Source organism: Streptomyces sp. NPDC032745, assembly GCF_055579465.1.
Window position 1 is genome coordinate 74,122 of sequence record NZ_JBVING010000012.1, and the last position, 14,251, is coordinate 88,372.

Sequence of the window (14,251 nt, forward strand, 5' to 3'; positions counted from 1 at the left end):
AGCCTGGGGGCTCGGCCCTGCAGGCCTCCCACGCGCTGCCCCCTGGGACTGGCGCCCCGGGAGGTCCCGCTCGGGTCGGCGCCTCGGCACCGGACCAGCAGCCGACGGGCCCGGCCCTGCAGCTCACCGTGTGGCCGGCCCCCGGTAGCGCCGAGCCCGCGCCGCAGCCGTCAGGCTCGGCGTCCCCGGCCAACCCGTGGTCGCCGCCCGGGCCTGGTGTCCATGCCGGGACCGGAGCCCTGGTTGGGACCGACCCGGTCGGCCGCTCCGGCGTCCCAGGTGAGTCCGCGTCGGAGCGGGAGGCGCCGGGTACGACCCGGTCCCCGGAGCCCCATCGGGTGCCGCCCCCGGGGTCTTGTGGCATTGCCGGGACCGGTGCCCCGGAGCGCCCGGGCGATGCCACCCACCTCGGCGGGGCCACCCCGGAGCCGGAGCCGGAGTCGGCGGGCCTCGCCCCGGCCCGGCAGCTTCGGCTGGGTTCGGCTTCCGAGGCCACCCTGCGGCCGTTTCCCGAAACCGGCGGCCTCCGCGTTTCCGGTGGTCCGGCGGGAACCAGTGGGAACTTGCTCCCGAGCGCGGCCGAGGGAACCGCAGGGATCGGCGGTCCCCGTGCGCCCGGGTGCCCAAGCCTGAGCCGTGCTGGCGGGAAGCAGGGCTCGGACTTCGAGGGCACCCCGTGGCAGGCCTCGGGGAGCGCAGGCCTCGAGGTGCACGCCGACGGCACGGGCGGCGGGGCCGCCGGGATGCGGGGTCTCGGTATCCCCGGCGGCCCTCAGGGGATCGGCGGCGCCAGCGGCCACGGAGGGTCGGACTCAGATCCCGAGCCGGAGGGCACAGCTCCGGCCCCGCAGACCTCGCGCTCCCATCCCACCCCATGGCAGGCCCCCGAGAGCGGCAGCCCCGGTGCCTCCGGTGACCCGAGCGGGAGCTGGGCCGACGGGACTACGGGGACGGGCAGTCCCGGTGCCTCCGGCGCCCCCGAGAACATCGGCGGCTCCACAACCCGGGGCGGTCCCGCGCCGGAGCCGGCGCAGTCGGGCACCGCCCCGGCCCCGCAGTCCCCGTCGGGCTCGGGCTTGCAGGCCCCCCGGTGGCCGACCCCGGGGACCGGAGGTCCCGGTGAAACCCATGGCCTCTGCGCCCCGGGCGGGTCGGGCGCCCACAGTGGGAGCTGGGCCAGCGGGGTCTCAGGGACGGGCGGTCCCGCTGTCCCTGGTGGCACCCGGGGGAACAGCAGCCCCAGCGGCGTTGACGGGTCCACCCAGCAGCCCTTGCCGGAGGGCACCGCTTCGGCCCCGCAACGCATGCCGTGGCCGCCCCCCGAGGCCAACGGCGCGGGCGGAACGGGCAGCCTCAGTGCCCCCGGTGCCCCCGGTGGCATCCGGAGCAGCGGCGACGGCGTCGACGGCCGCGGCGGGTTCGCCGCGGAGTCCGTGCCGGAGGGAACTGCCTCGGCACCGCAGGCCATGCCGTGGCCGGCCCCGGGGCCCGCTGGCCCGGGCGGAACGGGCAGCCCCGGTGCCCCCAGTGGCGTCCGAGGCAGCGGCGATGCCGACGGTCGCGGCGGGTTCGCCGCGGAGTCCGTGCCGGAGGGTACTGCCTCGGCACCGCAGGCCCCCCAGGGGGCGGCTTCGCAGGCCAGCCCGGGGAGCGGCGGCCTTGGTGCCCTCGGGGGTGCGGGTACCGTGCCGCGGCAGAAGGACGGGACGCTTCGGTCACGGGCCGGCTCTGCCGGTCCGATGGGGCCCGAACCCGCGATGCTGCCCGACCTGTTGGACCACCCCGACCCGGCCGTCGCCGCCGAGGCCGCGGCGGTGGAGAACCTGCTGCGGTGCTGGGTCCGCGAAAACGGCATCGGCCGTCCCGACGGGCCCGTCGGAACCCTGCTCCGCATCCCCCTCCCCGCATCCGGCACCGCCCTGCTCGTCGCCGTCCGCTACTGGTCCCCGGCCGGCTGGCACCGCTTCGCCCCCGCCCGGCTCGACGGCGCGCCCGCCCACGCCCCGGCCGTGGACGCCGTCACCCTCGCCTCACTGCTCGCCCGCGAGGGCGACAGCCGCGGCCGCGGCGGCGCCGACCTCGTCGGCCGGGTCGCCGACTCGGTGCGCCGCACCGCCGAGTTCATCGCCGACCGGCGCGAACGCCCCACCCCGCCCGAACCCGTCGCCGGCGACCTCTTCCTCACCGCCGAACAATCCCTCCTCCTCGGCCACCCCCTCCAGCCGGACCCGAAGAGCCGCGAAGGACTCTCCGAGGCCGAAGCACGCCGCTACTCACCCGAACTCCACGGCTCCTTCCCCCTGCACTGGCTCGCCGTCGAACCTTCCGCGCTCGCCACCGACTCCGCCTGGACCGAACGCGGCCGCCCCGTCTCCGCTGCCCGGCTCCTCGGCCGGCTCGCCCCCGGGCTCCCACTGCCCGACGGCACGACCCCCCTTCCCCTGCACCCCTGGCAGGCCGGCGACCTGCTCCAGCGCCCCGCCGTCGCCGCCCTCCGCGACGGCGGGCTCCTGCACGACCTGGGCCCGTACGGCGAGCCCTGGTACCCCACCTCCTCCGTCCGCACCGTCCACCGCCCCGGCACCCCCGCGATGCTCAAGCTCTCCCTGGGCCTGCGCATCACCAACTCCCGCCGCGAGAACCTCCGCAAGGAACTCCACCGCGGTGTCGAGGTGCACCGGCTGCTCCGCACCGGCCTCGCGGAACAGTGGCAGGCGGCCCACCCCGGCTTCGACATCGTGCGCGACCCCGCCTGGATCGCCGTCGACGCCCCGGACGGCACCCCCGTCCCCGGACTCGACGCCGTGCTGCGTCACAACCCCTTCCGCTCCCACGACGACGCCGTCTGCATCGCCGCGCTCACCGCGCCCCGCCCGTGGCCGGGCCGGACCACCATGCGCTCCCGGCTCGCCGAGGTCGTCTCCCGCCTCGCCGCCACCACCGGACGCCCGGCCTCCGCCGTCGCCGCCGAGTGGTTCCTGCGCTACCTCGAGCACGTCGTTCTGCCGGTCCTCGCCTTCGACGCGCTCGCCGGGATCGCCCTCGAAGCGCACCAGCAGAACACCCTGGTCCTCCTCGACCCGGCCGGCTGGCCGGTCGGCGGCCGCTACCGCGACAACCAGGGCTACTACTTCCGCGCATCCCACCGTGCGGAACTCGAGCGCCGGCTCCCCGGTATCGGCAGCGCCAGCGACACCTTCGTCTCCGACGCCGTCACCGACGAACGCTTCGCCTACTACCTCGGCATCAACAACGTGCTCGGCCTCATCGGCGCCTTCGGATCCCAGCGGCTCGCCGACGAACGCGTCCTGCTCGCCGCCTTCCGCCGGTTCCTCGGCAAGGCCTCCGGACTCGGACCGCTTCCTGCGCGGCTGCTCGACTCACCCACCCTGCGCTGCAAGGCGAATCTGCTCACCCGCCTGGGCGGCCTCGACGAGCTGGTCGGTCCAGTCGACTCCCAGTCCGTCTACGTCACCTTCACCAACCCCCTCCACGATTGAGTGCCGATGCCCTCCACCGACACCTCCACCACTGCCTTCGCCCCCGTCGCCGCCGCCCCCACGGCAACCGGCACCGCCACCGCCACCATCGGCATCCGTATCCCCGGACGGCGGCTCACCCCCCGGCTGCTGCCCCTGCTCGCCGAGGCCGAACTCCTCGACTCCCCGGCCGGATGGGGCGCCGCCGCCACCCCGGCCGGAGCCTTCCTCCTGGAACCGGTACGGCTCGGCCGCCACCTGGAGCTGCTCGCCGGCTGGATGAACGACCCCGAGGTGGCCGCCTACTGGGAACTCGCCGGTCCCGCCGCCGTCACCGCCGCCCACGTGCGGGCCCAGCTCGACGGGAACGGCCACAGCATCCCCTGCCTCGGCCTCCTCGACGGCACGCCGATGAGCTACTGGGAGATCTACCGGGCCGACCTCGACCCGCTCTCCCGCCACTACCCGGCGCGCCCCCACGACACGGGTATCCACCTGCTCATCGGAGACGGTACGAACCGCGGCCGCGGTCTGGGCACCGTCCTGCTGCGCGCCGTCGCCAACCTGGTGCTCGACAACCGTCCCCGCTGCACGCGCGTCATCGCCGAACCGGACATCCGCAACACCCCCTCCGTATCAGCCTTTCTCAACTCCGGATTCCGCTGTGCCACGGAGATCGACCTCCCCGAGAAGCGCGCCGCCTTGATGATCCGGGAGCGGGCGCTGCGCAATCTCATCTGAATTGCCGCCCCACGTCCCGCGATCCCGCCGCTCCACGCCTTCCCGTTCACTCCCCCGCTCCACGCCCCCGGTTCGCGCCGTCCAGTGCTCCCCGTTCAGCGCTCTCCGTCCAGCGCTCCCCGTTCACGCCTCACCCTTCGAAAACTCTGCGTCGCGCAGCAAAGTTCCCGATCTCCGAGGAGTCCCGTGCCGAATTTCCCCGCCACCCCCGACTCCACCGGCCCCCACTTCTCGGAATCTGCCGTTCCGTCGTCCCCCCAGCACCCCTGCACGCCGCCCGAACTCAACAGCGCGACCTGGGAGTCCGCCGGCCGCCGGATGCTCGCCAAGATGCTGGGCGAGTTCGCGTACGAGGAGATCGTCAGGCCCGTCCCGGCCCCGGGCGCCACCTCCGGCGACGCCTGGCACCTGACCCTCGACGACGGCAGCAGCCTCGGCTTTCGGGCCCGCCGCCGCGCGTACGGCAGCTGGCACGTCGCCCCCGACACCATCACGCTCACCCCGCCGTCCCCGTCGCCGGAGCCCCCGACCGCCTTCGCGGACCCGTACGCCTTCCTGATCCGCACCCGCAGCCTCCTCTGCCTCGACGGCGCCACCCTCGGCCACCTGGTCCGCGAGCTCAGCGCCACCCTCGCCGCCGACGCCCGCATCGAGCACACCGCGCTCACCGCCGACGTCCTCGCCGATCTCGACCACGCCGAGCTCGAAGGCCACCAGACCGGTCACCCCTGGCTCGTCGTCAACAAAGGCCGCATAGGACTGTCCGCCGCCGACACCGCCGCCTGGGCCCCCGAGGCCCGCACCCGCCAGCGGCTGCCCTGGCTCGCGGCCCACACCTCCCTCGCGGCCTACCGCGGCGCGGCCGGCCTGGAAGACCCGGCCCGCCTCTACGCCCAGGAGCTCGACCCCGTCACCCGGGCCGCCTTCGACCGGACCCTGCGCGCCCGCGGCCTCGATCCGCTCGGCTACCTCTACCTCCCGGTCCACCCCTGGCAGTGGGACGAGATCGTGCTCCCCCTCTTCGCCCCGGCCCTGGCCTCGGGCGCCCTGGTCCCGCTCCCCGCCGACCCCGACATACGCATCCCGCAGCAGTCGGTCCGCACGTTCCTCAACCTCAGCCGCCCCGACCGGCACAGCGTCAAACTGCCGCTCTCCGTCTTCAACACCTTGGTCTGGCGCGGCCTGCCCTCCGAGCACTGCGCCGCCGCCCCCGCCGTCACCGCCTGGATCCGGTCCCTCCACGAGGCCGACCCCTTCCTCCGCGACGAATGCCGAGTGGTCCTCCTCGGCGAGGTCGCCTCGGTCACCGTGCGCCACCCCGTCTACGACGCGCTCCCCGAGGCCCCGTACCAGTACAAGGAGCTCCTCGGGGCGATCTGGCGCGAGCCCCTGGACGGCCGGCTCACCCCCGGTGAGCGGGCCCGCACGCTCGCCTCCCTCCTCCACGTCGACCCGCGCGGCCGGTCCTTCACCGCCGAGCTCGTCGCCCGGTCCGGGCTCACGCCTGCCGACTGGCTCCGGCGGCTCTTCGGCGCCCTGCTGCCCCCGCTGCTCCACTTCCTCTACCGCTACGGCACCGTCTTCTCCCCGCACGGCGAGAACACCACCGTGATCTTCGACGAGCACGACGTCCCGGTCCGGATCGCCCTCAAGGACTTCGTGGACGAGGTCAGCATCTGCCGCGAGCCGCTGCCCGAGCTCGCCACCGTGCCCGCCGAGGTGCGCGCCGCGCTGCGCGACCAGCCCGCGGACTTCCTGCCCCAGTACATCCACTCCGGCCTCTTCGTCGGAGTCTTCCGCTACCTCTCCGCCCTGTGCGAGGACCGCCTGGGCGTCCCGGAGGAGGAGTTCTGGTCGCTCGTACGGGCGGAGATCCTGCGCCACCAGTCCCGCTTCCCCGGGCTCAAGGAACGCTACGAGCTTTTCGACCTGCTCGGCGAGCGCATCGGGCGGCTCTGCCTGAACCGGAACCGGCTGTACGCGGACGGCTACCGCGACCGCCCCGACCGCCCGCGCGCGGTGGAGTACGGCACCGTGCCCAACCCCTTGTACCGGCCATGAATCATCGTCGTGGCGGTCACTGTCGGTGGCGCCCCGTAGGGTTGTCATTGCTATGACGAAGTCCTCCCTCCCCGACCTGCTGCACGCCGCCGTCTCCGCCGTCGGCGGCACGGAGCGGCCCGGCCAGGTGGCCATGGCCGAAGCCGTCGCCGAAGCGATCGACGACAACACGCACCGGCTCATCCAGGCCGGCACCGGCACCGGCAAGTCCCTCGGCTACCTGGTGCCGGCCCTCGCGCACGGCGAGCGCGTGGTCGTGGCAACCGCCACGCTCGCCCTCCAGCGGCAGCTGGTCGAGCGCGACCTGCCCCGGACGGTCGACGCGCTGCATCCGCAGCTCCGCCGCCGCCCGCAGTTCGCCATGCTCAAGGGCCGGTCCAACTACCTGTGCCTGCACCGGCTCCACGAGGGCGCGCCGCAGGACGAGGAGGAGGGCCTCTTCGACCAGTTCGAGGCGGCCACCCCCACCAGCAAGCTCGGCAAGGACCTGCTGCGCCTGCGCGACTGGGCCGACGAGACCGAGACCGGCGACCGGGACGACCTGACCCCGGGTGTCTCCGACAAGGCCTGGTCGCAGATCTCCGTCTCCTCCCGGGAGTGTCTGGGCGCGACGAAGTGCGCCTACGGCGCCGAGTGCTTCGCCGAGGCCGCCCGCGAGCGGGCCAAGCTCGCCGACGTGGTCGTCACCAACCACGCGCTGCTGGCCATCGACGCCATCGAGGGCGCCCCGGTGCTGCCGCAGCACGAGGTGCTGATCGTGGACGAGGCGCACGAGCTGGTCTCCCGGGTGACCGGCGTCGCCACCGGCGAGCTCACTCCGGGCCAGGTCAACCGCGCCGTGAAGCGTGCGGCCAAGCTGGTCGACGAGAAGACCGCGGATTCGCTGCAGACCGCCTCGGAGTCCTTCGAGCGGGTCATGGAGCTGGCCCTCCCGGGTCGGCTGGAGGAGGTCCCCGAGGACCTCGGCTACGCACTGGCGGCCCTGCGGGACGCGGCGCGCAATGTCATCTCGGCGATCGGAGCGACGCGCGACAAGTCCGTCCACGACGAGGACGCCGTCCGCAAGCAGGCCCTGGCCGCGGTGGAGAGCGTCCATGGGGTGGCCGAGCGGATTCTCCTCCGCTCCGAGTACGACGTCCTCTGGTACGAGCGGCACGACCGCTTCGGCGCCACCCTCCGGGTCGCCCCGCTGTCGGTGTCCGGGCTGCTGCGCGAGAAGCTGTTCGAGGACCGCTCGGTGGTCCTGACCTCGGCGACCCTCAAACTGGGCGGCGATTTCAACGGGGTCGCGGCCTCGCTGGGCCTGTCTCCCGAAGGGGTCGAGGGGGACGACGCACCGGTCTGGAAGGGGCTGGACGTCGGCTCGCCGTTCGACTACCCCAAGCAGGGCATCCTGTACGTCGCGAAGCACCTGGCCACGCCGGGCCGGGAGGGCACCCGCGGCGACATGATGGACGAGCTCGCCGAGCTGATCGAGGCGGCCGGCGGCCGCACCCTCGGCCTGTTCTCCTCCATGCGGGGCGCCAAGGCGGCCGCCGAGGAGCTGCGCGGTCGGCTGGACAACCCGATCCTGCTCCAGGGCGAGGAGACGCTGGGCGAGCTGATCAAGGCGTTCGCGGCGGACCCGAAGACCTGCCTGTTCGGGACGCTCTCGCTCTGGCAGGGCGTGGACGTGCCCGGTCCCAGCTGCCAGCTCGTGATCATGGACCGGATCCCGTTCCCGCGTCCCGACGACCCGCTGATGAGCGCCCGGCAGAAGTCGGTCGAGGAGCACGGTGGCAACGGCTTCATGGCCGTCGCGGCCACGCACGCGGCGCTCCTGATGGCCCAGGGTGCGGGCCGGCTCGTACGGGCGGGCGACGACCGGGGTGTCGTCGCGGTCCTGGACCCCCGGCTGGCCACGGCGCGCTACGGGAGTTTCCTGCGGGCCACGCTGCCGGACTTCTGGTACACCACGGACCGCAACCAGGCCCGCCGCTCCCTCGCCGCAATCGACGCCGCCGCGCAAAGCGAAGGCAAGTAGCTCAGCCACCAAACAAAACAGCAGCTCCGGGACCGGCGCAGTGGGTCCCGGAGCCGGATGGGGGCGCGGGGTCAGACCCGGCGCAGTACCGCGACGACCTTGCCGAGGATGGTCGCCTCGTCGCCGGGGATCGGCTGGTAGGCGGCGTTGTGCGGGAGCAGCCAGACGTGGCCGTCCTCGCGCTTGAAGCGCTTGACGGTGGCCTCACCGTCAAGCATCGCAGCCACGATGTCGCCGTTCTCCGCGACCGGCTGGCGACGGACCGTGACCCAGTCGCCGTCGCAGATGGCGGCCTCGATCATCGAGTCGCCGACGACCTTGAGGACGAAGAGCTCTCCGTCGCCGACCAGCTGGCGGGGGAGCGGGAACACGTCCTCCACCGACTCCTCGGCGAGGATCGGGCCGCCGGCGGCGATCCGGCCGACCAGGGGGACGTACGAGGCGGCAGGCTTGCCGGTGGTGTCCGTGGGCTGCGAGCTGGGCTGGTCGGAGCCGCGGACCTCGTACGCCCGGGGGCGGTGCGGGTCCCGGCGCAGGAAGCCCTTGCGCTCGAGGGCCATCAGCTGGTGTGCGACCGACGACGTGCTGGACAGGCCGACGGCCTGGCCGATCTCCCGCATCGACGGCGGGTAGCCGCGCCGCTGCACCGAATCGCGAATCACCTCGATGACCCTCCGCTGCCGGTCCGTGAGCCCGGAACTGTCGGCGCGGATGCCTGGAGGTCGACCTGGCAGCGATCGTGCGGGGCGTACGGGCTCCGCCTCCGGGTTCAGGCTTGCGTCATTCATGGGATGCACCGGCTCGAGTCGGCTCTGGGAGCGGTTCTGGGCAGTGATGGTGGCACTGTCTGCGGTGGTGGTCACGTCGGCCCCTCTCGAAATGTTCTCCCTAGCTGGACAACGGTAGTAGCTTTCGAAAGGTTGCGCCAAACACACGTTCGAGTGAAAAATCGCAGATCGTCCCGCGTGGCCAGAGTGGGGGGTGTATGGACGGTCGGTCAGCCGAACGCGGGTTCGGTCCCGCCTCCGCTGTTTACGGTACCCTTCCCGGTCGGATCGCCGCCTTCCGGTCCCGCGCCCAGTCTGGCACCGGGAATGCCCCGGTCCGGTTCACTGGACTCGGCGACACGCGGAACGAAAGAAATCCACCGCAACCCAAGATCTAGTGGTTGGATGTGCGCTGCCGCCCAGAAGTTGTGGTCCTCGGTCCGTCGAGGCCCTCGGCATCGCATATGCTGGTGGCTGCTTCACGAGCCCCCGGCAGGGACCCGTCCCCGTCGTTCAGGGGCCTCGTGAGGTGATTCAGTCGTGCCAAGAGGGAGGGTGAGGGAACCATGCACTGCCCCTTCTGCAGGCACCCCGACAGCCGTGTCGTCGACAGCCGCACCACGGACGACGGCACGTCGATCCGTCGGCGCCGTCAGTGCCCCGACTGCTCCCGTCGTTTCACGACGGTGGAGACGGCCTCGCTGATGGTGATCAAGCGCAGCGGGGTGACCGAACCCTTCAGCCGTACCAAGGTCATCTCCGGCGTGCGCAAGGCGTGCCAGGGGCGGCCGGTCACCGAGGACGCCCTCGCCAAGCTCGGCCAGCGGGTCGAGGAGGCGGTGCGCGCCACCGGGAGTGCCGAGCTGACCACCCATGACGTGGGTCTGGCCATACTCGGCCCGTTGCAGGAGCTCGACCTGGTCGCGTACCTCCGGTTCGCGTCCGTTTACAAGGCGTTCGACACACTCGAAGACTTCGAGACCGCCATCGCGGAACTCCGCGTGCCACGGCCTCACCCCCAAGAGTGCGAGCCCGGTGGGACCGCTCAGGTCCCCGTGCCCGCCTCCGCCGCCGACTGACCGGCCGGCCGCAGCCCAGCGCGGCCGCCCGGAAAGCTCAGGCGAAGAAACGTAGATACAAGACAGGCCGTGCCGCGGAATAACGCTGGCACTTTAGGGCGTTTTTGCCCGCATATGGGAGGAAGCGGCATGACAGAGACGGCGAGCGGCTCGGCACGAGGTTCCCGCGCCAAGGGGACCAAGACTGCCAAGAGCGGCCTTCGGATCGAGCGCATCCACACCACCCCCGGCGTGCACCCGTACGACGAGGTGAGCTGGGAGCGCCGTGACGTCGTCATGACCAACTGGCGCGACGGCTCGGTGAACTTCGAGCAGCGTGGCGTCGAGTTCCCCGACTTCTGGTCGGTGAACGCGGTCAACATCGTCACCAGCAAGTACTTCCGTGGCGCGGTCGGCACCCCGCAGCGCGAGACCGGTCTGAAGCAGCTCATCGACCGCATCGTGAAGACGTACACGAAGGCCGGTGAGGACTACGACTACTTCGCGTCCCCCGCCGACGCGGAGATCTTCGAGCACGAGCTGACCTACGCCCTCCTGCACCAGATCTTCAGCTTCAACTCGCCGGTGTGGTTCAACGTCGGCACGCCCCAGCCGCAGCAGGTCTCCGCCTGCTTCATCCTTGCCGTCGACGACTCCATGGAGTCGATCCTCGACTGGTACAAGGAAGAGGGCATGATCTTCAAGGGCGGCTCCGGCGCCGGCCTGAACCTCTCCCGCATCCGCTCCTCCAAGGAGCTCCTCTCCTCCGGCGGCAACGCCTCCGGCCCGGTCTCCTTCATGCGCGGCGCCGACGCGTCCGCAGGAACGATCAAGTCGGGCGGCGCCACCCGCCGCGCGGCCAAGATGGTCGTCCTGGACGTGGACCACCCGGACGTCGAGGACTTCATCGCCACCAAGGTGAAGGAAGAGGAGAAGATCCGCGCCCTGCGCGACGCGGGCTTCGACATGGACCTGGGCGGCGACGACATCACGTCCGTCCAGTACCAGAACGCCAACAACTCCGTCCGCGTGAACGACGAGTTCATGACGGCCGTCGAGAACGGCACCGAGTTCGGCCTGCGTGCCCGCATGACCGGCGAGGTCATCGAGAAGGTCGACGCCAAGGCGCTCTTCCGCAAGCTGGCCGAGGCCGCGTGGGCCTGCGCCGACCCGGGCATCCAGTACGACGGTGTGATCAACAACTGGCACACCTGCCCCGAGTCCGGCCGCATCACCGCGTCCAACCCGTGCAGCGAGTACATGCACCTGGACAACACGTCCTGCAACCTCGCCTCGCTGAACCTGATGAAGTTCCTGAACGACGACGGCAAGGGCAACCAGTCCTTCGACGCCGAGCGCTTCGCCAAGGTCGTCGAGCTCGTCATCACCGCGATGGACATCTCGATCTGCTTCGCGGACTTCCCGACGCAGAAGATCGGCGAGAACACCCGCGCCTTCCGCCAGCTGGGCATCGGCTACGCCAACCTCGGCGCCCTGCTGATGGCGACCGGCCACGCGTACGACTCGGACGGCGGCCGCACCCTCGCCGCGTCGATCACCTCGCTGATGACCGGCACCGCGTACAAGCGCTCCGCCGAACTGGCCGCCATCGTCGGCCCGTACGACGGCTACGCCCGCAACGCCGAGGCGCACAAGCGCGTCATGAAGCAGCACGCCGACGCCAACGGTGTCGCGCCGCGCACCGACGACCTGGACAACTCGATCTGGGCCGCGGCCACCGAGGCCTGGCAGGACGTCCTGCGCCTCGGCGAGAAGAACGGCTTCCGCAACTCCCAGGCCTCCGTCCTCGCGCCGACCGGCACCATCGGTCTCGCGATGTCCTGCGACACCACCGGTGTCGAGCCGGACCTGGCCCTGGTCAAGTTCAAGAAGCTCGTCGGCGGCGGCTCGATGCAGATCGTCAACGGCACCGTCCCGCAGGCCCTGCGCCGCCTGGGCTACCAGGAGGAGCAGATCGAGGCGATCGTCGCCCACATCGCCGAGCACGGCGTGGTCGTCGACGCCCCCGGTCTGAAGACCGAGCACTACTCGATCTTCGACTGCGCGATGGGCGAGCGCTCCATCTCCCCGATGGGCCACGTCCGGATGATGGCCGCGATCCAGCCCTGGATCTCCGGCGCGATCTCGAAGACGGTCAACATGCCGGAGTCGGCGACCGTCGAGGAGATCGAGGAGATCTACTTCGAGGCGTGGAAGATGGGCGTCAAGGCGCTCGCGATCTACCGCGACAACTGCAAGGTCGGCCAGCCCCTCTCCGCGAAGAAGAAGGAAGAGGAGAAGGAGGAGGTCACCGCCAAGGCGGAGGACACCATCCGCGCGGCGGTCGAGAAGGTCATCGAGTACCGCCCGGTCCGCAAGCGGCTCCCCAAGGGCCGCCCGGGCATCACCACCTCCTTCACGGTCGGTGGCGCCGAGGGCTACATGACCGCGAACTCCTACCCGGACGACGGCTTGGGCGAGGTCTTCCTGAAGATGTCCAAGCAGGGTTCGACCCTCGCGGGCATGATGGACGCCTTCTCGATCGCCGTCTCGGTCGGTCTGCAGTACGGCGTCCCGCTGGAGACGTACGTCTCGAAGTTCACGAACATGCGCTTCGAGCCGGCCGGCATGACGGACGACCCGGACGTGCGGATGGCGCAGTCGATCGTCGACTACATCTTCCGCCGCTTGGCGCTGGACTTCCTGCCCTTCGAGACCCGCTCGGCGCTCGGCATCCACACCGCCGAGGAGCGTCAGCGCCACCTGGACACCGGCTCGTACGAGCCGCTCGAGGACGACCTCGACACGGAGTCCCTGGCCCAGTCGGCGCCGCTGGCCGCCGTTCCGGCAGCCCCGAAGCCGGTCGTGGCCGTCGAGGTCCAGGCCCCGAAGACGGCGCACTCCAACGCCGAACTGGTCGAGATGCAGCTCGGCGTCTCCGCCGACGCCCCGCTCTGCTTCTCGTGCGGCACGAAGATGCAGCGGGCAGGCTCCTGCTACATCTGCGAGGGCTGCGGCTCGACCAGCGGCTGCAGCTGACCGTCTGACTCCGGGCACAGCCCGCGCAGGTAGCTGACCTGCAACTGACGAAGGGGACCGGCCCAAGGCCGGTCCCCTTCGTCAGTGCGGGATGCGGCGGGGCCGGCCAGTGCGCGCTCGGCGGCGGCGAGCCGGGCGAAGAGCGGGTTGGTGTGCAGGGCCGTCATGGTGATCATTGTGCGCAGAGGGGCGAGCGGCTGCCCGCAGTTTCACGAGCGCGAGCGGGGGAGACATGTGGAGCGGTGACCAGCTGGATCTCGATGCCTATCTGGCGCGGATCGGTTACGACGGGCCCGTCGGGGACGACGGGGAACTCCGGCCGGATCTCCGGACGTTGTACGCAGTGCACCGGGCTCACACCGGCGCCATCACCTTCGAGAACCTGGACGTGCTGCTCGGCCGCCCCGTCGAGCTGTCCGTCAAGGCCCTGGAGGACAAGCTCGTGCACGGCCGCCGCGGCGGCTACTGCTACGAGCAGAACTCGCTGCTGGCCGCTGCCCTGGAGCGGATCGGCTTCGAGGTGTCCGGGCGCGGTGCCCGCAACCGCACCCGGGGGGACACCCTGCTCGCGGTGACGCATGCCGTCCTCGTCGCCACGGTCGAGGGGGAACCCTGGCTGTGCGACGCCGGGTTCGGCCACCAGGGCCCGCGCGAGCCCGTCCCGCTGGCGCGGCCCGGAGCCGAAGTGGTGCAGGGAGAGTGGACGTACGCCGTCCGTGAGGAGGGCGACGGGATCCTCGTGCTGTGCATGCTCCGCGAGGGGACCTGGCGGGACCTGTACGCGTTCTCCCCGCAGCGCTACTACCCCGTCGACTACGTCCTGCTCAACCACTACAGCTCCTCCCACGCCCGCTCCGCCTTCGTCGGGCAGGTGATCGTCCAGCACCCGGGCGGTCCCGTCCGCCGGGCGCTCGTGGGGCGGGAGCTCAGCTGCCTGTATCCCGAAGGGCGGATCGAGCGGCAGTCCGTGGCCCCCGGCGAGCTGCTCCCGCTGCTCGACCGGGAGTTCGGGCTTCGGCTGTCCGGGCGGGATGCGGAGGAACTGGCGCGGATCAACCGCCGTAGGGACTGACCGGGGCCGCG

9 protein-coding genes are annotated in these 14,251 nt (G+C 71.8%); 7 read left to right on the forward strand and 2 right to left on the reverse strand.

Annotation, left to right across the window (positions count from 1 at the left end; genetic code table 11):
* Positions 1-1,466: 1,466 nt before the first annotated feature.
* From ACZ5WG_RS28070 to ACZ5WG_RS28085, 4 genes are all read left to right on the forward strand, one after another.
* Positions 1,467-3,500 carry an IucA/IucC family protein gene (locus tag ACZ5WG_RS28070; RefSeq protein ID WP_468726906.1) on the forward strand — a complete coding sequence of 678 codons (2,034 nt, stop codon included), beginning with the start codon at positions 1,467-1,469 and terminating at the stop codon, positions 3,498-3,500.
* Positions 3,501-3,506: 6 nt separating this feature from the next.
* On the forward strand, positions 3,507-4,220 hold the full coding sequence (locus ACZ5WG_RS28075) for a GNAT family N-acetyltransferase (protein ID WP_468726745.1): 714 nt from the start codon (positions 3,507-3,509) through the stop codon (positions 4,218-4,220).
* Positions 4,221-4,406: 186 nt separating this feature from the next.
* Positions 4,407-6,281, forward strand: coding sequence for an IucA/IucC family protein (locus ACZ5WG_RS28080; protein WP_468726746.1), 1,875 nt, complete (start codon positions 4,407-4,409; stop codon positions 6,279-6,281).
* A 52-nt stretch (positions 6,282-6,333) separates the two neighbouring features.
* Positions 6,334-8,304, forward strand: coding sequence for an ATP-dependent DNA helicase (locus ACZ5WG_RS28085; protein WP_468726748.1), 1,971 nt, complete (start codon positions 6,334-6,336; stop codon positions 8,302-8,304).
* A 71-nt stretch (positions 8,305-8,375) separates the two neighbouring features.
* Here the strand turns inward: ACZ5WG_RS28085 and lexA are convergent, their stop codons facing one another.
* Positions 8,376-9,167, reverse strand: coding sequence for a transcriptional repressor LexA (gene lexA / locus ACZ5WG_RS28090; RefSeq protein WP_030301390.1), 792 nt, complete (start codon positions 9,165-9,167; stop codon positions 8,376-8,378).
* A 470-nt stretch (positions 9,168-9,637) separates the two neighbouring features.
* Between lexA and nrdR the strand changes: the two genes are divergently transcribed.
* Both nrdR and ACZ5WG_RS28100 read left to right on the forward strand, forming a co-directional pair.
* On the forward strand, positions 9,638-10,150 hold the full coding sequence (nrdR, locus tag ACZ5WG_RS28095; RefSeq protein WP_468726749.1) for a transcriptional regulator NrdR: 513 nt from the start codon (positions 9,638-9,640) through the stop codon (positions 10,148-10,150).
* Positions 10,151-10,279: 129 nt separating this feature from the next.
* A complete protein-coding gene (locus ACZ5WG_RS28100; protein WP_468726750.1) occupies positions 10,280-13,168 on the forward strand; it encodes a vitamin B12-dependent ribonucleotide reductase in 2,889 nt (962 codons plus the stop codon).
* Here the strand turns inward: ACZ5WG_RS28100 and ACZ5WG_RS28105 are convergent.
* Entirely contained in the window at positions 13,126-13,335 is a 210-nt protein-coding gene (locus ACZ5WG_RS28105) for a hypothetical protein (protein ID WP_468726752.1), read from the reverse strand. The genes ACZ5WG_RS28100 and ACZ5WG_RS28105 overlap by 43 nt on opposite strands.
* Before the next feature lie 65 nt (positions 13,336-13,400).
* On the opposite strand from ACZ5WG_RS28105, the gene ACZ5WG_RS28110 reads away from it, so the two are divergent.
* Complete coding sequence (locus ACZ5WG_RS28110; protein WP_468726753.1) at positions 13,401-14,240, forward strand: arylamine N-acetyltransferase family protein; 840 nt, start codon at positions 13,401-13,403, stop codon at positions 14,238-14,240.
* The last annotated feature ends 11 nt before the right edge of the window (positions 14,241-14,251 follow it).

Bases quoted from the DNA above. Each gene is read 5' to 3' on its own strand.
- ACZ5WG_RS28070 (WP_468726906.1), top strand. From the start codon at position 1,467: ATGCCGTGGCCGGCCCCGGGGCCCGCTGGCCCGGGCGGAACGGGCAGC.
- ACZ5WG_RS28075 (WP_468726745.1), top strand. From the start codon at position 3,507: ATGCCCTCCACCGACACCTCCACCACTGCCTTCGCCCCCGTCGCCGCC.
- ACZ5WG_RS28085 (WP_468726748.1), top strand. From the start codon at position 6,334: ATGACGAAGTCCTCCCTCCCCGACCTGCTGCACGCCGCCGTCTCCGCC.
- nrdR (WP_468726749.1), top strand. From the start codon at position 9,638: ATGCACTGCCCCTTCTGCAGGCACCCCGACAGCCGTGTCGTCGACAGC.
- ACZ5WG_RS28100 (WP_468726750.1), top strand. From the start codon at position 10,280: ATGACAGAGACGGCGAGCGGCTCGGCACGAGGTTCCCGCGCCAAGGGG.
- ACZ5WG_RS28105 (WP_468726752.1), bottom strand. From the start codon at position 13,335: ATGACGGCCCTGCACACCAACCCGCTCTTCGCCCGGCTCGCCGCCGCC.
- ACZ5WG_RS28110 (WP_468726753.1), top strand. From the start codon at position 13,401: ATGTGGAGCGGTGACCAGCTGGATCTCGATGCCTATCTGGCGCGGATC.